General features: G+C 53.6%; 28 protein-coding genes and 1 pseudogene. 18 read left to right on the forward strand and 11 right to left on the reverse strand.

The window, feature by feature from the left end; all coding sequences use genetic code 11:
- Nucleotides 1-25: 25 nt before the first annotated feature.
- Nucleotides 26-616 carry a hypothetical protein gene (locus FKB36_RS08810; protein WP_261597690.1) on the reverse strand — a complete coding sequence of 197 codons (591 nt, stop codon included), beginning with the start codon at nt 614-616 and terminating at the stop codon, nt 26-28.
- A 33-nt stretch (nt 617-649) separates the two neighbouring features.
- Nucleotides 650-1,300 (reverse strand): B3/B4 domain-containing protein, encoded by a 651-nt coding sequence (locus tag FKB36_RS08815; protein WP_261597691.1) that lies wholly within the window; start codon nt 1,298-1,300, stop codon nt 650-652.
- A 360-nt stretch (nt 1,301-1,660) separates the two neighbouring features.
- On the opposite strand from FKB36_RS08815, the gene FKB36_RS08820 reads away from it, so the two are divergent.
- From FKB36_RS08820 to FKB36_RS08840, 5 genes are all read left to right on the forward strand, one after another.
- Nucleotides 1,661-1,870, forward strand: a complete 210-nt coding sequence (locus FKB36_RS08820; protein WP_261597692.1) for a hypothetical protein — start codon at nt 1,661-1,663, stop codon at nt 1,868-1,870.
- The gene (locus FKB36_RS08825; RefSeq protein WP_261597693.1) at nt 1,867-2,256 is read left to right on the forward strand and encodes a type II toxin-antitoxin system VapC family toxin; all 390 of its coding nucleotides are present in this window, start codon (nt 1,867-1,869) and stop codon (nt 2,254-2,256) included. Before FKB36_RS08820 ends, FKB36_RS08825 begins: the two co-directional genes overlap by 4 nt.
- Before the next feature lie 98 nt (nt 2,257-2,354).
- Nucleotides 2,355-2,591, forward strand: coding sequence for a type II toxin-antitoxin system HicB family antitoxin (locus tag FKB36_RS08830; RefSeq protein WP_261597694.1), 237 nt, complete (start codon nt 2,355-2,357; stop codon nt 2,589-2,591).
- 78 nt (nt 2,592-2,669) lie between these two features.
- Nucleotides 2,670-2,987: a nucleotidyltransferase family protein gene (locus FKB36_RS08835; RefSeq protein WP_261597695.1), complete on the forward strand. Its 318-nt coding sequence runs from the start codon at nt 2,670-2,672 to the stop codon at nt 2,985-2,987.
- Nucleotides 2,984-3,355: a HepT-like ribonuclease domain-containing protein gene (locus FKB36_RS08840; protein WP_261597696.1), complete on the forward strand. Its 372-nt coding sequence runs from the start codon at nt 2,984-2,986 to the stop codon at nt 3,353-3,355. Before FKB36_RS08835 ends, FKB36_RS08840 begins: the two co-directional genes overlap by 4 nt.
- 298 nt (nt 3,356-3,653) lie before the next feature.
- Here FKB36_RS08840 and FKB36_RS13435 read toward each other — a convergent pair whose 3' ends face one another.
- The gene (locus FKB36_RS13435) at nt 3,654-3,875 is read right to left on the reverse strand and encodes an ATP-binding protein (RefSeq protein WP_390895706.1); all 222 of its coding nucleotides are present in this window, start codon (nt 3,873-3,875) and stop codon (nt 3,654-3,656) included.
- A gap of 48 nt (nt 3,876-3,923) precedes the next feature.
- Between FKB36_RS13435 and FKB36_RS08845 the strand changes: the two genes are divergently transcribed.
- The 4 genes from FKB36_RS08845 (at nt 3,924) to FKB36_RS08860 (ending at nt 5,133) form a co-directional block, all read left to right on the forward strand.
- The gene (locus FKB36_RS08845) at nt 3,924-4,166 is read left to right on the forward strand and encodes an antitoxin family protein (RefSeq protein WP_261597697.1); all 243 of its coding nucleotides are present in this window, start codon (nt 3,924-3,926) and stop codon (nt 4,164-4,166) included.
- Nucleotides 4,156-4,584 (forward strand): type II toxin-antitoxin system VapC family toxin, encoded by a 429-nt coding sequence (locus FKB36_RS08850; RefSeq protein ID WP_261597698.1) that lies wholly within the window; start codon nt 4,156-4,158, stop codon nt 4,582-4,584. The genes FKB36_RS08845 and FKB36_RS08850 overlap by 11 nt, the downstream gene beginning before the upstream one ends.
- Before the next feature lie 122 nt (nt 4,585-4,706).
- The gene (locus FKB36_RS08855; RefSeq protein ID WP_261597699.1) at nt 4,707-4,964 is read left to right on the forward strand and encodes a type II toxin-antitoxin system HicB family antitoxin; all 258 of its coding nucleotides are present in this window, start codon (nt 4,707-4,709) and stop codon (nt 4,962-4,964) included.
- A gap of 4 nt (nt 4,965-4,968) precedes the next feature.
- On the forward strand, nt 4,969-5,133 hold the full coding sequence (locus FKB36_RS08860; RefSeq protein ID WP_261597700.1) for a hypothetical protein: 165 nt from the start codon (nt 4,969-4,971) through the stop codon (nt 5,131-5,133).
- A 284-nt stretch (nt 5,134-5,417) separates the two neighbouring features.
- On the opposite strand, the gene FKB36_RS08865 is transcribed toward FKB36_RS08860, so the two are convergent.
- On the reverse strand, nt 5,418-5,642 hold the full coding sequence (locus tag FKB36_RS08865; protein ID WP_261597701.1) for a type II toxin-antitoxin system HicA family toxin: 225 nt from the start codon (nt 5,640-5,642) through the stop codon (nt 5,418-5,420).
- On the reverse strand, nt 5,639-5,839 hold the full coding sequence (locus tag FKB36_RS08870) for a type II toxin-antitoxin system HicB family antitoxin (protein ID WP_449288786.1): 201 nt from the start codon (nt 5,837-5,839) through the stop codon (nt 5,639-5,641). The genes FKB36_RS08865 and FKB36_RS08870 overlap by 4 nt, the downstream gene beginning before the upstream one ends.
- A 157-nt stretch (nt 5,840-5,996) precedes the next feature.
- Between FKB36_RS08870 and FKB36_RS08875 the strand changes: the two are divergent.
- Nucleotides 5,997-6,206: pseudogene (locus tag FKB36_RS08875) on the forward strand (ATP-binding protein); the annotation flags it as partial.
- Here FKB36_RS08875 and FKB36_RS08880 read toward each other — a convergent pair.
- From FKB36_RS08880 to FKB36_RS08895, 4 genes are all read right to left on the reverse strand, one after another.
- The gene (locus tag FKB36_RS08880; protein ID WP_261597703.1) at nt 6,178-6,396 is read right to left on the reverse strand and encodes a type II toxin-antitoxin system HicB family antitoxin; all 219 of its coding nucleotides are present in this window, start codon (nt 6,394-6,396) and stop codon (nt 6,178-6,180) included. The pseudogene FKB36_RS08875 and the gene FKB36_RS08880 sit on opposite strands and share 29 nt — an antisense overlap.
- Nucleotides 6,397-6,470: 74 nt before the next feature.
- Nucleotides 6,471-6,806, reverse strand: a complete 336-nt coding sequence (locus FKB36_RS08885; protein WP_261597704.1) for a type II toxin-antitoxin system PemK/MazF family toxin — start codon at nt 6,804-6,806, stop codon at nt 6,471-6,473.
- A gap of 1 nt (nt 6,807) precedes the next feature.
- Nucleotides 6,808-7,287 carry a hypothetical protein gene (locus tag FKB36_RS08890; RefSeq protein WP_261597705.1) on the reverse strand — a complete coding sequence of 160 codons (480 nt, stop codon included), beginning with the start codon at nt 7,285-7,287 and terminating at the stop codon, nt 6,808-6,810.
- A gap of 40 nt (nt 7,288-7,327) precedes the next feature.
- Nucleotides 7,328-7,669 carry a transcriptional regulator gene (locus tag FKB36_RS08895; protein WP_261597706.1) on the reverse strand — a complete coding sequence of 114 codons (342 nt, stop codon included), beginning with the start codon at nt 7,667-7,669 and terminating at the stop codon, nt 7,328-7,330.
- A gap of 404 nt (nt 7,670-8,073) precedes the next feature.
- Between FKB36_RS08895 and FKB36_RS08900 the strand changes: the two genes are divergently transcribed.
- Both FKB36_RS08900 and FKB36_RS08905 read left to right on the forward strand, forming a co-directional pair.
- Complete coding sequence (locus FKB36_RS08900; RefSeq protein WP_261597707.1) at nt 8,074-8,310, forward strand: type II toxin-antitoxin system HicB family antitoxin; 237 nt, start codon at nt 8,074-8,076, stop codon at nt 8,308-8,310.
- A 674-nt stretch (nt 8,311-8,984) separates the two neighbouring features.
- The gene (locus FKB36_RS08905; RefSeq protein ID WP_261597708.1) at nt 8,985-9,215 is read left to right on the forward strand and encodes a hypothetical protein; all 231 of its coding nucleotides are present in this window, start codon (nt 8,985-8,987) and stop codon (nt 9,213-9,215) included.
- A 55-nt stretch (nt 9,216-9,270) separates the two neighbouring features.
- Here FKB36_RS08905 and FKB36_RS08910 read toward each other — a convergent pair whose 3' ends face one another.
- Nucleotides 9,271-10,629 carry an ATP-binding protein gene (locus FKB36_RS08910; RefSeq protein WP_261597709.1) on the reverse strand — a complete coding sequence of 453 codons (1,359 nt, stop codon included), beginning with the start codon at nt 10,627-10,629 and terminating at the stop codon, nt 9,271-9,273.
- Between the two features lie 409 nt (nt 10,630-11,038).
- On the opposite strand from FKB36_RS08910, the gene FKB36_RS08915 reads away from it, so the two are divergent.
- Together FKB36_RS08915 and FKB36_RS08920 are read left to right on the forward strand one after the other, a co-directional pair.
- The gene (locus FKB36_RS08915; protein ID WP_261597710.1) at nt 11,039-11,176 is read left to right on the forward strand and encodes a hypothetical protein; all 138 of its coding nucleotides are present in this window, start codon (nt 11,039-11,041) and stop codon (nt 11,174-11,176) included.
- 65 nt (nt 11,177-11,241) lie between these two features.
- Nucleotides 11,242-11,475 (forward strand): type II toxin-antitoxin system HicB family antitoxin, encoded by a 234-nt coding sequence (locus FKB36_RS08920; RefSeq protein ID WP_261597711.1) that lies wholly within the window; start codon nt 11,242-11,244, stop codon nt 11,473-11,475.
- A 71-nt stretch (nt 11,476-11,546) separates the two neighbouring features.
- Here FKB36_RS08920 and FKB36_RS08925 read toward each other — a convergent pair whose 3' ends face one another.
- Nucleotides 11,547-11,690 carry a type II toxin-antitoxin system HicB family antitoxin gene (locus FKB36_RS08925; RefSeq protein ID WP_390895704.1) on the reverse strand — a complete coding sequence of 48 codons (144 nt, stop codon included), beginning with the start codon at nt 11,688-11,690 and terminating at the stop codon, nt 11,547-11,549.
- A 34-nt stretch (nt 11,691-11,724) separates the two neighbouring features.
- Here FKB36_RS08925 and FKB36_RS08930 point away from each other — a divergent pair, with 34 nt between their 5' ends.
- From FKB36_RS08930 to FKB36_RS08945, 4 genes are all read left to right on the forward strand, one after another.
- Nucleotides 11,725-11,847, forward strand: a complete 123-nt coding sequence (locus FKB36_RS08930; RefSeq protein ID WP_261597712.1) for a hypothetical protein — start codon at nt 11,725-11,727, stop codon at nt 11,845-11,847.
- A 201-nt stretch (nt 11,848-12,048) separates the two neighbouring features.
- A complete protein-coding gene (locus tag FKB36_RS08935) occupies nt 12,049-12,465 on the forward strand; it encodes a very short patch repair endonuclease (RefSeq protein ID WP_261597713.1) in 417 nt (138 codons plus the stop codon).
- 339 nt (nt 12,466-12,804) lie between these two features.
- The gene (locus FKB36_RS08940; protein WP_261597714.1) at nt 12,805-15,084 is read left to right on the forward strand and encodes a DrmE family protein; all 2,280 of its coding nucleotides are present in this window, start codon (nt 12,805-12,807) and stop codon (nt 15,082-15,084) included.
- Nucleotides 15,085-15,093: 9 nt separating this feature from the next.
- Complete coding sequence (locus tag FKB36_RS08945; RefSeq protein WP_261597715.1) at nt 15,094-18,522, forward strand: helicase C-terminal domain-containing protein; 3,429 nt, start codon at nt 15,094-15,096, stop codon at nt 18,520-18,522.
- Nucleotides 18,523-19,062 lie beyond the last annotated feature (540 nt).

Below are 19,062 nucleotides of genomic sequence, written 5' to 3' on the forward strand. Positions count from 1 at the left end.
GGAGAGAGTTCTGCTCTCTCCAGGTTTACAACAGGGAATATGCAGAGAGATCCGTCCTATTTATCCCGGTCCTCTCGAATGCCGCGTCCTGGTGCCCGAGCCATGTATACACCCCTCCATGATACACGACACTCCACCAGGGATCTGGCTCCGATTTTTGCAACTCTGCAGTAAAGTTCACCCCGGCGTCGGCGAGATTCTTCACGAAATGGGTTACAGACGTATAGTTATACACTATTTTAGATACGGATCTGTTGTTGACCTTTCCCTGTGCAGAGGCAAAAAACTCCTCCGCTTTTTGGGAGTGGCGGGCAGATTCCTCGAATTGGCCTGACGCATACTCTATCCGGGGCAGAATAATGGACGATTCGTTCATTCTGTAGTTCCCGGTATGGTCATCGAGCTCAATTGTGGCATCCGATACATTCTCCAGTGCCATCGACTGATTTTCGAGCGCGAGAGACAGTTCATAAATCCCGCTCTGCATGTCCGCGGCAATCACCTGCAACTCCATAGCGGACTCGTTCATCTCTGCCGCACCGGTCGGTTCTTCGACGCATCCTGTAGCGAGAATCGTGGCGATGATAAATATCAATATAGGAATTCGGGCCTTCATAAAAGACCCACTAGCACTCGATCGTTTAAAATATCACCGTCTCCCCGAAGCGTATTCCCGCAGGTATGCGGCGGCCAGTTCGTATGCCGAACGCACCTTCTCTCGTTCAACCCCCGGCACGCCGCACGCCACGATATGCACCCTCGTCGTGGCGAGGGTTATCTTTGTCGTATCGGAGTCACGATAGGGGTAGACGGCGACGATCGCGTCTTCATCCGTCAGGATAACCTGGTTCCTACGGAGCGTGATGGGCGTTGCCATTCCGATGCCGAGGAACTCCTCGCCCTCCTCCGCAAACCGCATGGCGAGCGCCCCGCTCAGGGTATCGGCATCGAAGGCGGCGATGGGGATGCCTGTCCGGACCGAGGCCAGGTTGTAGGCATCCACCGCGGTGTTGATCGTCGGGAGCACCTTCCCGGACAGGATCCTTCTCACCAGCGCTTCTGAAGCGGGCCGTGTTTTGGTCGGGTCGACGCCCACCCTCCAGAAGAAGTCCCGATAAGCCCTGAAGAGGGGTTCGTCCTTGATCCTCTCCAGCGTATACCGTTCCCGTATCGAGCGGACGATCTCGTCGTTCAGGGCTTTTAAGGGCGGGGTCGTCTCCTGGATCGAGAGCGGCCCGAGAATGCCCTCTGCAACCGAGAGGCCGGGGAATGTGGCAAGAATCTCCTTATGAATCTCCATGGCTCGTACCGTTCCTGCGGGATCGAGAGGACGCCTCCATGCCGTCCCGGGGAAACGAACCGTTCCGGCGATGGAGGCACTCATGCCAACGTCTCTTTCTGCCTTCAAGCATATTGACCTTTGTTCCGCTCCGGCTGATTCGAACGCGGGGTCGGCCGATTGCGGATAGGGTCGGCGATCCGGGAAGAGAGCGTCGTCCTGCCAGATCGGCGCATCCCCGCGAGGATAACGATCTCTCCGGCTCCAGACCGTCTGTCACGAAGGGAGCAGAAGCGTGGCCCCTCTTGATGAAGGGCGCCGGGGCAGGGCAACTATAATCTGCCTGGAGCACCCACATACGCATATTCCGGGGGTTGTGGCATGGGAGTTCAATACATCTGCGATGCAGACGGTAGGAAGACCGACGTTATCGTGCCCATCGATCTCTGGGAGAGCCTGACCGCCGGAAAACCTGCAGACGAACCGATCGGGGTTGCCGAGCCCGCGAGATACCGGGGCATATACCGGGACCGGGATCTCGACCTGGAAACCGAGGCCCGAAACCTGCGGAACGAGTGGAACCGGATATGAAACGGTACCTGCTCGATACGAACATTCTCATCTACTACCTCGCAGATGCCATTCTGCCGGAAAGAGTGGAGGAGATCGAAGATATGCTCACCTCCTCGTTTCGGATCTCGATCATCACGAAGATCGAGTTTCTCGGTTGGAAGAAGCATACTCCAGAGGGGTATGCGCTGGCCCAGGACTTCATCCGCTCGGCGGAAGTATATCCTCTGACCGATACGATTGCCGACCGTGCCGTTCACCTGCGCCGAACGTGCGGGATGAAACTCCCCGATGCGGTCATTGCAGCCACTGCCCTCACGCATGGGTGCGCACTCGCCACCCGGAACAGGAGTGATTTTTCCGGGATTTGCGCACTTGAAATCGTCAACCCGTTCGGCGGCGAGTAAGACGGGCAAAGTGGCGCCCGCACGGATCCGGATACATCATTCGGGAATATACCATGGTGAACAGGCCCAGGCCCAGCATGACCTGTAGGGGCGTTGCGATGAGGAATTTGCGGTTCCGTATCGCCCTCCGCAAGGAACCAGAAGGCGGATATACCGTCACCGTGCCGACGCTCACCTGTGCTTGCGTCACCTTCGGGGAGACTGTCGACGAGGCGATAGCGATGGCACAGGAGGCTGTCGAGGTCTATATCGAGAGCCTGCAGGAAAGGGGGGAAGAGGTTCCGACCGAAGAAGGGCACCTGGAATGCAGGCTCACCGTCGAGGTCCCGGGGTGAACGCCCGGGCTGCACCCCGTGAACCGGCGTACCCCGGGATACCTATACTAGAGAGGAAGACGCATATGCCGATCAGGAATGGATACCGTCACCCGCGAGGCCGGCGGGGAGTGCGCGAGGATCATCGGCATTCTCCGAAGGAACAAGGCGTACCTGGAGGAGACTTACCACGTTGGGTCCATCGGCATCTTCGGTTCGTGCCGGCGTGGTGAGGAGCACGAGGGAAGCGACGTGGACATCCTGGTCGAGTTCTCCGAGGTGCCGGGGATCTTCGGGTTTCTCAGGCTTGAGCGGCACCTGTCCGAGATCCTCGGTAGATCGGTGGATCTTGTCGAAAAGAGCGCGCTCAAGCCCCGTATCGGCCACCGCATCTTGAAAGAGGTTATCTACATATGACGGCCCCGCGTAGCACGCTCGACTACCTGGACGATATCCTTGATGCCGTCGAGAAGATCGAGATCTTCACCCTGGGCATGTCGTATGAGGAGTTCTCCGAGGACGACAAGACCGTCTACGCGGTCACGCGGGCACTGGAAGTGATCGGGGAGGCGACGAAGTGCATCCCCCGATCGGTCAGGGAGAACTATCCCGGAAACCCCTGGACCGAGATGGCCGGTATGCGCGACAAACTGATCCATGCCTACTTCGGGATCAACAGGGCGATCATCTGGAGGACAATCCATGATGATCTTCCACCCCTCAGATCCGCGATGCAGGCCCTCCGCGATGACCTGACCGCGGACGGGTCTCCGTTGGGTCCTTGAGCCGCTCGCCCTCCCGGTCGGGACCCCTACGGCAGCGCGGGCATCAGGGAGCGTTTATCCTGGAGCGTGAGGTGAGAGAAATGGATGTGGGTTGAATCACGTTGTCTGGAAGGTAATCAAGGTCCCCGCCCCTTTGCTGTATAACGAATCTGCCCCGGTACAACTGCCTGTCACGAAGGAGCAGGAGCGGTCCCAGGAGGTGGATGACCCCCTCAATGAAGGGGTTAGAGCAGGACAACTATAATCCGTCCGGAGCGCCCACATACGCATATTCTGGAGTGTCCGGCATGGGAGTGCACTACATCTGCGATGCAGAAGGAAGGAAGACCGACACGATTCGTCCGATTCCGGAACCATACCGTTCGACAAACCCTGCAAAGTAGAATATCTTTGCTATGAGAGGGTTGCGCAGGAACGAGTAGTGCTCGGTCTTGAGCATCTCGATCGTGATCCCTTGCGGCAGCGGGCCTTCTCGCTCATGCCGCCGTCGAGCCCTGGAGGGGCACCCGCAACCATTAATATTTCACGAAGACCATGATGGTCATCGAGTTCATGGGTGGTTTTAGGGATGACAAAGACGCTGAAAGTTCTCTTTGATGGAACGGTCTTCCGACCTTCCGGGCCTGTCGACCTTGAGGCAGGGAAGAAGTATACAATTACCGTACAACTCACCCCGGAGAACTCCGACGCAACCACCGATCCGGCCTTCGATATAGCGGCACTTGCCGTAGACACCCATGTCAGCGACCTCGCAGCGGAGCACGATCACTACCTGTACGGAACGCCGAAGCGGGATACCCATGGGCAATGATCGGTGTTTCGTTGATACGGGCTGCTGGATTGCGCTGCTGAACAAGCGTGACAACCTCCACAAAACCGCCGATACGATCTATAAGCGCCGGATGGAATCCGGATCCTCTCTTGTCACCACCTCATCCGTGCTCACCGAGACATTCAACGCTCTCGCCAACCCCGCATTCAAACCGTCCGTTATCGCGTTCCGTCGCCGCCTTGAGTCGTCGCCCCGGGTGGAGATCGTCTTTGTCGATCCCGTCCTGTGGTCGAGGGGATGGAATATCTACGAGCAGAGGCTCGATAAAGCGTGGAGCCTCACGGATTGCATCTCTCTTGCGGTCATGAAGGAGCGGGAGATCTCCGATGCCCTGACCGCAGACCACCATTTTGTCCAGGCCGGGTATCATGCCCTGCTCGCTGAAGACCGGAGGTAGCCGCAACAATCCGGGCGCCACCCGATAGAGTGTCGGAGCCGAAGTTCGCCGGGAGCGTATGGGTTCCGGACGATCGTTCGCCGGGCTACGGCAGCGAAACACAGCTCCAGAGGAGACACCCCATGAACCCTGTCGAGAAGCATGAAGCGAGAGGCATGCAATACCGTATCCTCCTCCACAAGGAGCCTGAAGGCGGGTATACCATTATTGTGCCGACCCTTCCTGGTTGCGTCACCTTCGGGGAGACCATCGACGAGGCGATAGCGATGGCACGGGAGGCTGTCGCGGTCTACATCGAGGACCTCGTGGAGAAGGGCGAGGACATTCCTACCGAGGACAGGCTGCTTGAGTACAGGCTCGCCGTCGAAACCAGGAGATGATCTGATGACACAAAAGATTCTCCGCTGCCCGGTATGCCGGAGCACCGACATCTACCGGGACGCCCGTGGCCTGTTTGCCACGCTGTATCGCTGCAAGCAGTGCGGGTACCAGGGGGCGTTCATCCTGGAATCCGATGAGGAAGACGATGCTCCCCCGGCGCGAAGATGATGTTACGGGGAGAACTTGTGGCGTTCTGAAGGAGGGGATCCCTCACCAGAAAGAACGTCCGGATCTCGTCCTACCAGGAGACGCCATCAAGAACACAGTCGGCACGCTGGAGGGGGATAGAAACCCCCACTCAATTTTTCTCGGTACCGGGGCAGAGATCGCCCTGGTAAAACCCCTCCCGGGACAGCAATGTATAGATTAAAGCGCCGGAGGATCAGTATATCCGGAGGCGAGACCGCCTTGATCTCTTCCGGGAACCGGCAGGAGAACGACCGGGCAACAGACTACAGGAGCGCCCGGAACTCGTCGACGGTGATCCCGGCCTGGAAATGAATCGTCTGGAGGGTCTTGGGCGCAAGGGTCTTTTTGGAATGCACGGGAACTGTGACGATGACATCACGCTGCGCGTGATAGAGGTAATGGTGGCTCCCCCGGCTGCCGACCACCTCGAACCCGACTTTCCTGAGAGCACCGACCACCTTTGCACCGGTGGTTCTCGGAAGTTTCATGTCCCGGCGTTGCTCGTGTTCAAGGGGACAGAGACCTCAACCGGGATTGGTTTGCCGAGTTTCCGGGCCACCTCGACGTATCCTGCGATCGCCTCCTCGATATGCGCCAGCGCCTCTTCCCAGGTAGGCCCCTCGCTGACACATCCCGGAAGGGACGGCACCGTTACGGTATACCCTCCATCCTCATTTTGTTCCATAAGAACCGTATAACGGAGACGAGTTTCCGACACGCAATCCCTCTAGTGGAGGATTGTCCACGAGACTATATAGGGGTTATGGCGGTGATTCTGCAGCCGGTGCGGCCGCAGACTTCGCGGTTGTAGCCTTCGCTTTCACTCCGCACCCGACACCCTCCCGCCGTCCCTGACGCTCGAAAAACTCCGGCAGGCCCACGGGTCGGTGCCGGCGAACCCCCTCCTCGCCGAACCGATATCTCTCCCCGGCTACATCGAGCGGATGGGCACGGGAACGCGGGATATGATCCGGCACTGCTCCGAAGCAGGTCTGCCGGAGCCGGAGTTTGCGGTCGGGGGGCTCACCCTCTACCGACCGCTACGTAGATAGCTGAAGACCGTGACGGGGGAATCGGGAGCCCATCCTCCCGGAGCCCCTCGATGTGGAACTCAATCGCCTCGTGCATCCGCTCTTCCGCTTCCTCGCGGGTCGCTCCGGTCGCCACGCACCCCGGAAGATCCGGGGAGTATGCCGAGTAGTTGCCGTCGGTCTTCTCGACGATGACAAGAAATCGATACATTATTCATCCCTCATTTTAAGTCCTGCCTGTTTGAGAACGCTGTTCAGCGTTCCCGGAGCAAGGTTGTCTGCCAGTTATTCCAGCAATAACAGCTCCTTCAGCAGAACGCTGATCGCTTCCATATCTTCGACCGAACACTCTCCGATCTTCCGGACGAAACGGTCCTCTGAGAGGGCAACAATCTGGAAGACCAGCGCCGCACTGTCGGAGGAGAGCCCGTTCTGTGAGCTCTTCTCGATGCCGTAGGTGTGCGGGAACGAGAAGGCCGCCGGGGTCGTCGTGAGCGGGACCACGATGGTCATACCCCCGTAGGCGACGGCGAGGACCACGGCGGGCCGCAGCCCGCTCTGCTCGTGCCCCCGTGCATCGGTGAGATCGACGAACCAGATATCACCCCTGCTCCGGCCCATCCTAATGCCTCATCGACTGGATACCGGCCCGCTGCCACTCCCCTAGCTCGGCGTCGAGCGCCGCCTTCTCTTCGTCGGTGGGGACGAAGAGGTACTGTTTCGCCCGGTTGACGCCCTTGACGATCTGCTCGTTTGAGTAGAAGGACTTCATTCTCCGGACTGTCCGGTACGCCTGCTCCGGCGACTGGTGCATCTCGTAGGCCAGGTACCCGTAGGTCGCCCCGATCTCAAGCAACGACGGGCTTTTATCGAAGAGGCCGGTGAGCCCGGCAACGGCATCCGCCTCGGCGGGAGAGAGCGTGCTCTCCGTCTCGCACCGGGAAAACTCGTTGGCATGCTGGTAGTACTCCCGCGCAAGGAGCGGTGAATAGGGCCCGCGGACGTAGAGGCGGAACGGATACACGAACTCGACGCCCTTCAGCCTCAGCAGGTAGACAAACTTCTGGGCGATGAGCCGGTGCTCGAATCGGTCTTTATCCATCCGGAATCCCGCCTCCCGGAAGCAGGCAATGACTTTGCTTCTATCGTTCACAGGTATCACCCTCGCAGCCCAGGAGTTTGCAGAGCCAGCCCTGGACACGCCGCCACTCGGCGAGCCCTTCAGGGGTGATGGCGTAGAGGTCCAGTTCCTTCCCTTCGAGCGTCACCTTCTCGGAGCGGAGGTACCCCATCTCGACAAGTTTCTTGAGGTTTGCGTAGAGCACGCCGTCACTCAGGTTCAGCCCGGCCTTGAGCTGCCGTGCGGTGGCCCCGTCCTCACCGAGGTCGGAGAGCGCCCAGAGTATCTCCAGGCGCACCCGGGAGATGAGAGCGCTGTTCACGCCCTCGGATTCTTCCACGATTGTTATCAGATCGTCAGGCATAAGCGACTTTCAACTTTGAGTAGATGTTGGAGCGGGAGGAGATAAAGGGTTCGGAGATCTGCGGATTGCTCCGCTATGGAGTAAAGGCCCGGCCTGGTGTGGGCAAGCTGCACATCCTGGAGAAAGGCAGGACGTTTTTCAGGCAATCACTTCTTAGATCTGCCGGACTTCGTGGCTGTGTTGTTCGGGTTGAGCTGATTCGCCCTGTTGTCCGCTGCTGCTTTGTGTGAGGGGTTGTTGGGGTTCTTAACGTCCGCACGCTGATTTTTTGCCATGCAACCTGCTTGTTTCGATTCTTCATATGCTTTTTCGTCGACCCAAGAAAGGATGGTCTCCCTATGGGACAGGCACAGATACCCATTATACCCCATCGGGGCCTGTACCATTCACGAGCCGAGTATAATATGATGAGAAGCCTGAATTACCAAATCTTCCTCAGGAAGGAGCCGGAAGGCGGGTATACTGTTATTGTGCCGAGCCTTCCCGGCTGTGTCACCTATGGGGAGACCGTTGACGAGGCGATAGCGATGGCACGGGAGGCCATTGAACTCTACATCGAGGGCATGCTAGCAAGAGGTGAGGAAGTTCCCACCGAAGAAGGACTCCTGGAATACACCCTCACCGTCGAAGTCCCGGGGTGAACGCCCGGGCCGCACCCCGTGAACCGGCGTGTCCGGGGCCACGTTCCGCTGCCGGAGCAGGACTTCACGTTTGACCGTGAAGTCTACCGGGCCTGGGGCGGGGAGCCTCGGTCTGGCTGGACGAAGACCCGGACGATCAGAACGATGGTTCTTATGTTTTCACATTTTCACCAGGTTTTCACCAGAAACCCGGGAAAAGTGAAAACGAAGATGCCGGCCATAATGGTGGAGACTGCTCTATTGGAGAGATATGTACAGAGATACGTACTGATCAGAGGAGTAGTTTACACCGATTTCCAAGAACGGAGAGCCTGCCTGCAGGAGCGGGTAACCCGACTTCTGGTGTCTGTGAAATCCGCAGTGGTGAAAACATCCCGGGTATTTCGGAGGAGATACGGCCGATCAGAGAACTGGCTCCATTTGGTGGATTTTCGGGGTGTAAATCAGGGTGTAAAGATGTGAAAACAGGTGAAAACGTGCAACCATCCGCTCCGGTCAACCCTGCGGACTATATCGTCCTCCCGGCGGCAGAGGACGAGCCCGGGCCCGCGTCTGCAACCGGCAGGCCGACGTCGCCGATGAAACGGGGCGGGGGCTCTACCTCTGTTACGACTGCCTGAAGAAGGCAAAGCGGCCGGCGAAGGCGCAGCCGCTCCCGGGGGTGCTGGAACGCAGTGAGGAAAATCTCTGATTTCCCGGTCCACCGGACGTTTGAGCGGGTGAAGGTGGAGATCGGCCGGTGCGACGTCTGCAGGGAGAAGAAGGCGGTCTACCGCTCGCGGGAGGCGCAGGCGAAGGTCTGCGAGGGGTGTTATGCGAGGCTGGTCCGGGAGTGGAATAAGGGGGAGGGGTGCGGTGAACACGTCAGATATCAGGCACACCCCAAAACAGGAGATGTCCGATAATGTCCGATAATGTCCGATAAATGTCTGTTATCCTGCAGGGTATACTCTCGACACATCAGGTTCCCCGGGGACGTGACCGGGCTAAAACGTACCTTCTGCCCCTTTTCGCACCGACTGCTTCCAGCAAGCCGCGATGGACGAGATCGAGAAGATCACGGTACCGGGTCTTCTCCGATACCTGCGGCGCAATCGATGCATAGTCCACAGCAGTTATACCGCCGTTTCCTCTGGCAAAGGACATGGCCTGCAGCTGCCGCTCGTTCAGACCGGCACCTCGCAGTGAATCTTCGGTAAACCGCAGATCCTTTCTCATGCGCACGATGAATCCGAACGAATCGCTTTGAAATTCAGGCTCCGGGAGCCCAGCCTCTGCGAGTGCATCCACGATTCGACCGATGCCGGAGCCATACCGCTCGACAAACCCTGCGAGGTAGAATATCTTTGCTATGAGCGGGTTGCGCAGGAACGAGTAGTGTTCGGTCTTGAGCATCTCGATCGTGATTCCTTGCGGCAGCGATCCGGGATTGTGGAACCGTATGGCGTCGTCGTAGACACGGATCTGCGTCTGGATGTCGGTATTGAAGTAGTCCCGGTGGATAAGCGCGTTGAGGAGCGCTTCACGAATTGCCAGTAGTGGATAGTCCCAGATCTCCCTGCGCTGAAAGGACTCCTGCATTGCGTCCGCCGAGATCTCATATCGGACATCGATGAGGCTTTTCACCCGCTCTTCTGCTCGTGTGAACTGCTGGATGAGGTTCCCGGAGAACTCCTCATCCCCGATGATGATATCCCTCCCTTTGAATCGGCCGACCCGGGTAGTGGTGTTGATGAAGAATCGTTGTGGTTCTTTGCCAAAGAGCATGATAGCGGCATTGGTCAATTTGCCGTTGACAGTAAGTTCCAGACGGCGCAGAATCGCGTCCACGGGCTCTTCTTCATCTGCGGTATCGAGTCGGTTCGACCGCTTTGCCAGATGAACGAATGTTCTGACGGTATCGGGATCGACATCGTCGATGGAGTAGTCACCGGTGAGCGTATCCCAGGTTATCCTGGATTTACGGATCAGAAAATGAACAAGTTCCTGTCCGGCAAGGTCGAACGTGTTGCTTCCGCTACGCTGATAATACCGGCCGTCGCACGAGACGGGGACAGGAGAGGGGGAGACCGTGATGCTGATAATGTCGTTTTCTGCGACCGTCTCGGCAACAACGGAGGGGGTTATGCCAAGTTTGTTTCGGATCTTGTTGGGCAGTTCTCGTAAGAGCCGTTTCACTTGACGGACGCCGACCGGTCTCCCGGCATCATCGACGCCGATCTTAAGCACCCCACCGTTCGTATTTGCAAATGCACAGAGGGTCTTGAGATATTCGTCCTTCCAGGACTCCTTGAATTCAATGTTCTGGCTCTCGATCATGGTGGATGCAGTTGACTACTGATACTACATCGACGGTCATTCTCTTATAGGCTTCCCGCCGACCGGGACGAGGCACTTAGGGGGTTCTAGTTGCTGATACTGTCTGCCCTCTTCATGTTCGAGCCTGGACGCTCGAAAAAAAAGGACCAGAGATATGTCCCGCACCGGGCATGAGAACTACACACTGCCCCCATATGTACATCACGGTTCACAGGGCCGGGTCTCCCCTCTTCGTAAAACTCTGGATCGAGCACTGCATCGTCCTATCTCTTCGGATATCGCTTTGCGGGGTATGTAACCGGTATGTAATCAGGAGTGTGGATCTCCGGGGAAACCACCCCCTCGATCTCAACCGTGGCCGCATTCCCTCCGCAACACACTTCCACAATCTCTGAGCCCGGGCGAGTGTATGGGCACGAGGACGCGGGGCATGATCCGGCACTGTACTGAGGCCGGACTGCCGGAGCCGGAGTTTGCCGTCAGGGACGGGTTCCGGACGATAATCCTCAAGTTATATTCCCGGTATAAGATGCTAACAGCGGAGTAACACCCGCACGGATACCCTTTATGCATCATCGGGTGATGTATTATCACGAGCAGGGGTGCAATCCGATGAGAAGCCTGCAATACCGTATCCTCCTCCGGAAGGAGCCGGAAGGCGGGTATACCGTCACCGTACCGACCCTTCCCGGCTGCGTCACCTTCGGGGAGACCGTCGATGAAGCGATAGCGATGGCACGGGAGGCCATTGAACTCTACATTGAAGATCTCCAGGATAAGGGCGAGGAAATTCCCACCGAGGAAGGGCTCCTGGAGTACACCCTCACCGTCGAAGCCCATGCCTAAACTTCCGGCACTTACGGCCCAGAAAGTCATCAGGATTCTGGAGAAGAAGGAGTCTGGTGATCGGGAGTGACTCACCCTCTGCCGACCGCTATGTAAATTGCTGAAGATCGCGGCGGCGGAATCGGGAGTCCGTCCTCCCTGAGTCCCTCGATGTGGAATTCGATCGCTTCATGCACCCGCTCTTCCACTTCCTCGCGGGTCGCTCCGGTCGCCACACACCCCGGAAGATCCGGGGAGGATGCCGAGTAGTTGCCGTCGGTCTGCGGGACGGGGAAGGCGGTCTACCGCTCGCGGGAGGCGCAGGCGAAGGTCTGCGAGGGGTGTTATGCGAGGCTGGTGCGGGAGTGGAATAAGGGAGAGGGGGTGCGGTGAGGGGCTCTAATTTCAGTGAGATTTCTCTTCACAGAAGTCCGCATAAACGATTGCGGTTGGACAGGCTTGCCCTGACAAGGCAAATGCGCAGAGGTGCTTGCACAAAACATGATTCACATATCGATCTGCATGGGGGTTAGTAAGTTTGCACGAGGCAAAGTGATAAGGTGACTCCAGAACACTGAAGTTGTACCTGCTGCTATGGTCGACTGTTATCCCAAAGAAACAAGAAGCCGCGTGATGTCCAAAATCCGATCAAAACAGACACGGCCAGAGATTTTGCTGCGGAAATCACTATGGCGAAGAGGCTGGAGGGGATACCGGATAAATGTTAAGAACCTTCCCGGCAAGCCGGATATTGTGTTCCGATCCCAGAAGGTTGTCATTTTCGTTGATGGATGCTTTTGGCACAAGTGCCCGATATGTTTTGTTGAACCTAAATCCAATAGAGATTATTGGCTCCCGAAAATAGGAAAGAATATTGCGCGCGACCAAGTTGCCGGTGAGCAACTGCAAAAGATGGGATGGAAAGTCATTCGCATATGGGAGCATGAGATAAAAGAAGATGTGGAGAAATGTGCTGAGAAAATAATTAAGCAGATTTCCTCTAAAATGTGATGTTCCCACCAATCTACGCTTTGAATCATATGTGCATAATGGCAATCCCAATTCCGAAACCTATTTCTGACAGGGCTCCAATTCCCAATACGAGGGAACAGAACGGACATAGGTTCACATAAATCTCTGCCTAGATCTGAGGATTCGGCAGACGCATATTGGGAGAATATACTATTAAGGCATTGTAGGAGTTCGGTACTCTGGAGTCTGGACAATGGCTATCTCAACTTCAATAAGAAGTCTATCTATCTTCATTCAGTAAATAGACAATCTTTGCTATTTTTTAAGTCAGTTATTGTAAAGAATAGAAGGGCGTTGCTTGTTTATCCCTCGAATAAGATGACGATAACGCCTCTTCTGGCACTTGAAGCCCTCTATTACCGCCTGCATGAAAAAAAACTGCCATCTGGGCGCAATCGGTTGGTGATTTTCAGCAGCCGAGTCGAACTCCGGCAGGACATCAAATATCATTTTACTTCGTTGAGAGCAGGAACGATGCCCATATATCTCGATGCCTTTCTCTTAGGCAGGGTTACCTCCAAAGGCGAGGTTGTCAACGTAACGCCGAAGAACGGCGAGCCAAAACTAATAATCTCTCCAGGTGTTGCGGCTCTGCCCAACAGTGATGTCGCAAGGAGCATATTCGGTGCAATTATTGAGGCAACACCAGATATAAAAGAAGAGCAGGCGCAACAGATATTTAGATGGGCCCAACTGAATAAAATACCTTGCTTATTTGTTGTATCTCCTGATCCGCCCACTGAATTAGCCCGAACATTGATTGGAAAGGGCATTATCTACTGGGGATGGGAACCCGAGTCACTTGTGGAAGACTGTCGGGCTGATGAGGCAAACCTCAAAAAAGGTATTTTCAGCTTAGATCACCCATTCTGCAGAAACTACAAAGAGATCCGCAACAAGGCCATTGGTGTTAAAAAAATCATCATACCGGTTAAAGAGCAGAGGCTCAACAAAATGCTCCTAGAGTTGCGGAAAGACTACTGGGAGCTCGCACGAGCTGCAGAGTCAACCAACTCTCCACGCGCAGCAGATGTTACAAAAAGACTTCTTGGATGCATCTACGCTCTTGAAGAGATAACATCGCCGCTTGCATACGCGGAAATTGAGCTGAACAGACGATGGGGCACAATCCCAGTGAACCGGCGAATTGCTGCTCTTAAGACTCATTGTGAAGCGATACGGACTGAACAGCCCTTCTTTGTCTCCTTTGCGCTTCGCTCCGCAGATAAGGTGCTCGAAGCTTATGGATACATGGCGGACACAAAAACTGGAAAACATCCAATCATTATTCAGATCATCAAGGAGGCAGTTGCCAATGAAAAATCAGTTCTTTTTGTGTCTAAGAATGAAGCCCTTAATGAAGGGCTGAAGACATATCTCGAAGTTGAAAAAGAGTTGAGCATCTCAAACCTCAAGAATCAAAGGATTGACTTCATTCCAGTCAGTCAAATTTACAGAAATGTAGCCGATGTAAATATCGTTGACACTTGTATCCTGTACGGCTGCCCTCGCTATTACCAGAAAGACATACTCTCCTACGCAAGAGCAAGGAGCATTGGAATCATTGCGTATGAGTCTGAAATTCCCGCAATAAAATACATTCAAAATGAGACAGATAATAGCCTGAGCTTTTTCTCCGATGCCTGCAAGGCAAAAACAATTGAGAGGCTTTTGGGTGCGAAACCCGACGGGAGAACTCCTAAAAAGAGACCAAGGGAAGAAAAAAAGAACACTGCCCTCATCTTCATCGATCCTCAGGATGCAGAGATGGGAGAATTCGCTCCCAAAGAAATTTTTTCAGATTTTCTCTCCCTCGATTGGCGCATTGACTTTGAATATGCCAATGAAGCAGAGGCCAAATCAGCGGATCAGCGGCTAGGGAAAGGTCTCTCTGATGAGATAACCGCTGCAAAGATATCCCTCACTGGAGATCGTTGCATTATACTGCACGCAGAAAAAACAGTCCAGATATATGATAACTCTACAGATAAAGTCAAAGATCGTGAGGCAAAAAATCTTAAAAAGGGTGATTTTCTCATCCTTATTGAGAACTCTACCCGAAAATCTCTTGCAGAATCGGTCATCAGCAAAGTTGAGGCGCACCCTGCGATGATGGAGGCTGTGGTGTATCAAAAGACGTGGGTGCATTATTTGAGGCAAGCCCTTGAGGAGAGTGGAGACACCTTCATCGAGATAATTCGTAAACTGCAGGAACATGGCGCCAAAGGCCCGTCTACTCCAGGTGCCATCTTCCAGTGGGTTAACGGGGCGATTATTGGCCCTCAAGATCTAGAAAACATTCGCAGAATCGGTATTATTTATGAAAAGCCATTTCTCGTAGCGAAATTCGGTGACATTGCACGGGCGATTCAGAGACTTCGGAACATACATCGCAGCCTCGCCCGAAGACTAAATAAATTGATTCCACAGGCGGGGATCGAGGCAGATCTGAAGGATAAGGAGAACACGGTGATAGACAAAGAACTCGAACTCTATCTTGAGGATTTCGCAAACATTGTTTCAATTGAGCGTATTGAGGCAGTAGAGATTTTAGAGAACGTCTCATCGGGAGATTTGGACAAAGTCACGTATAATTGAGGTAACCACATGCCAGGTTCACAAGGAGCAGACAACCTCGTCCGAGGCAGATTTGCAAGGGCGGTTTTGGCGAAAATTCGCCGAAGTGTTGATGGATCAGTTTCTGATAGAATTCTCGATGAGAAGCCTTCGAGAAAACTCTTCATTGGAAATTTGAGTCCAAAAAAACCTCTTCCAGCGGTGTCATCCATCTACTCCAAAATCGCCCCCTCATCCGCCGGCCTTGAGATTTTGATAAATAAAGATGATCTAGAAACCGCTAGGATTCGGATTCGGATCTCCGGGGTGTTTTACTACAAAGTATTCCCTAAACGGGAAGAGCAACAGGAGATCTACGAGCAGGAAGATACAGGGGTTTACAGTCGAGATGCGGGAGGTCAAGACGAAGAATTTGAGGGTGAAGAGAGTGATTCTTCAGAGTCGGGGTACCGCCTGAGGACTGCATACAGGAAAATAAAGCCCAACCCTGTCGAAATTGAAGTTTTCCTATTGGATTTGATAAGTGCTGATTGGCATGGAGCGGGCACATTCCCAGAAGCAGAGCGTCTTGCTACGCAGGCGAGAGAGATTTTTGCAGATGATCCCAACAGGTTTCGAAGGCGGGCGCATTCATCATCTGATAGGAGGGATAGGGAGCAGGAGGAGCTCGTCCCCAGATGCGTTCTTAAGGACGAAGAATCGTGGAGCGGCTTCTTGAACGATTGGGGAACAAGCATCCCCGAGCCGAGTTGGAGTGTCCAGTTGTCATATCGGGCCACAGATTACAGCGATGACTGCATCAAACTGACCCTGCTTTTGGAAAACGTTGTAGAGGAGAAAAAAGAACAAAACGACGTGGAAAACTCAATATTTGAGACTGAGATGTCTGCTAAGCCGATCAACTTTGCATTCCAAGATTATATCCTTGAGTATCTCCGGGATGACTATAAGCATGAGGGAAACATCCATGCAGCCGGAGTTAATTGCTCCATTGTAAAAGAGGATGGGGTTATCCGCATCGAGCATATGCCTGTATTTGTTCAGAAAAAATACAAATCACAGGAACCGATAAATCTGAACTTCTCCAGCCTTGCGAAAGATCCAATCCCAGTTCTGATGACTCTCCATCAATTGATGGAAGAAGAGGTTATGAGACTTGAAACTGCATTCCAGAGCCGCACAGATCTGACCGCTAGGGGACGCCACTGCTTGCGGGATGATTTAGATCAGTTCATTGCAGAGACAAGGCGCTTCAAATGCGGGGTAGAGCGGCTTCAGACTGACGATGAGGCGATGGAAGCGTTTTCCCTGATGAACAGGGCGTTTGCACAGTCAAGCAAAGGCTTTGATTCATGGCACCTCTTCCAGATTGTTTTTATTGTCATGGAAATACCCGATATCTTAGCAGCATCAGGACGCGGCAGTTCGGACACAGCAGCTGATGTTGACTTGATATATTTCCCGACTGGGGGAGGAAAGACAGAGGCGTACCTCGGCCTTGTGGTGTTTACTATCTTCTTTGATCGGCTGAGAGGCAAAAAGGAGGGGGTTTCCGCTATTACAAGATTCCCGCTTCGTCTCCTCTCGCTGCAGCAGCTTCAAAGAATTGCGGATATCTTCGCCCAAGCCGAGAAGATCCGGAGAACTCACTCGGTTATTGGAGGCCAGTGCTATGCGCCTTTCAGCACAGGATATTATGTTGGCCAAGGGAACACCCCCAATAAGGTCTATGAGGGCGGTTCGCGATTCAACGGAGTGAAAGATGAGATTACTCCTATCAATACGGATTCAAGCCTGCGGGAAAAGTATAAAATTATCTCCTGCTGCCCATTCTGCGGTAAAGAGTCTATAGAACTTCGCGGAGAAACCGCTTCGCTTCGAATTATCCATAAATGCACCAATCCAGAGTGCGGTGAAGAGATTCCAGTGTATATTTCGGATCAAGAAGTATACCGATATCTCCCGACATTTATTATCGCAACACTTGACAAGATGGCAACTGCCGCTTGGAGCAAGGAATTCAAGTCGATATTCGGTAAAGTTTCTGGAAAGTGCCCCCAACACGGATTTGTCATAGGGGAACACTGCCTATATAAAAAGAAGCATTACCACAATGAGGATCCGAACCTCTGCACCGTTGAGCATTACCTGCCCGTAAACCTGTATGATCCGGTTCCATCGTTAATCATTCAGGATGAAATGCACTTAATAAGGGAATCTCTTGGAACATACGATTCGCATTATGAAACGTTCTTAGAGCACTATATCCAGGAGTTGGCAAAGGGAAAGCCGGTCAAAATAATAGGGTCTTCTGCAACGGTGACAGATTACGGGGAGCAAATCCGGCATCTTTACATGAAAAAAGGCCATCAATTCCCTTCAAATCGGTCATTCTATGCCTGGGAGGATGAGGAGGAAACAGCACGGCTCATTGCTGGTGTCATGCCTCACAATAAAACCGTAATTTACGCGGTGCTGGATATTCTAAAACTGTACTATGAGGAAATTTATGAACTGAAGAATAATCCTCGCAGAGCGCTTGAGATGAATGTCGGTTTTTCTTCAGAGGAGGAAGTGCGTGCAACTCTCAGAGATTACGATTTAGGGCTGAGTTACAACCTCGTCAAACTCGAGGGAGACGCCGTTATTCAGTCGATCAGAACTATGGTCAATGTAGATCTCAGAAAGAAAGGCATCCGTGAAATGGCAACTGCTCCAATGACAGGCGATGTCACGTTTAGCGATGTGAAAGGAGTGCTCTCAACCGTAGAAAGTGAGACACCCGGAGCCAAACTTGATCTCATCGTTGCAACGAGCATGATATCACATGGGGTAGATATCGACAAAATGAATTTCATGGTCTTTCGCGGGATGCCGAGGAATATGGCGGAGTATATCCAAGCCTACAGCCGTGTCGGGCGAAAGTATCCTGGAGTTATATTTGTTGTTTTCAACCCGGCTCGAGAGCGGGATCAGAGTTACTACAAATATTTCGAGAAATATCACGAGTACAAAGACGTTCTCGTTGAACCAGTTCCTCTGAATCGATGGGCAAAATTCGCCGTAAATCGGACACTGCCAGGAATATTCTCTGCCTGCGTAATCAACTTCCTTGAGAAATCTCCCGAAGTAAGCCCATACATGTCCGGGGATTTCCGAAAAGCGTTTGAATCAAGGCGGATTTCTATCGCCCAGATTACCGAATTCGTGCTCTCATGCTATAACTGCAACGGCCAGGATATGGGACCGTATTTTGAAAAATACATCAGAGAGCGAGTGCAGGACTATGTGGATCAAATACTCAGCACCGATGGTAATCGATTCATTCCATTCGTATTGTCTGACACCCCTATGAACAGCCTCAGAGATATGGATATCCCTATAGAAATTGCACCAACCCGTGAAAGCTTTGACCCGATGAGAATGGTGAGTGTTCAGTATTCTAGGAGTGTGGAGTAATGCAGAGGGGAAAAAGCCAGGTTCTCTTCCGCTATCTGCCTGAATGTGTCATTGATCATTCTGATACGCAGGCAATTGCGAAGATTTCGGCATGGAATTCGATCAGATCTGAGTCAACCAATGAATCCCGCCTAGCATCAGAGATCCTGCACCGCCTTGAGCGCTTTGGAAGAAAGCGTGGATACCCTCAAAGCCCTCGCGCAAGTTCGTTTGTATTTTTGGAGCCGAGTGCAATTGAAGCCGATCTCTTTCCACTGACGTTTATCTGCAACGAGTGCGGCAAAGCCTACTCATTTGACAGCATTGAGAGATTTAGGAATCAATTCACGCGCAGTGGGTACCGTTGCACATGCGGCGGCGGACTGAGGCAGTTGGACTTGATCAACTATCACATCTGCGGCAAAGTGTCGAGCTTGCGGGTGCGAGGATGCCCCACTCATGGATTCAGTCATATCGTGCTTCAAACCGGCAACAGCAGCCGCATTTCCAATTGGCGGTGGAGGTGTAAAATATGCGGGGTCGAAACGGGCAAGGTGATGG

The organism is Methanoculleus formosensis (assembly GCF_025384765.1).
GTDB classification, from domain to species: Archaea; Halobacteriota; Methanomicrobia; order Methanomicrobiales; family Methanoculleaceae; genus Methanoculleus; species Methanoculleus formosensis.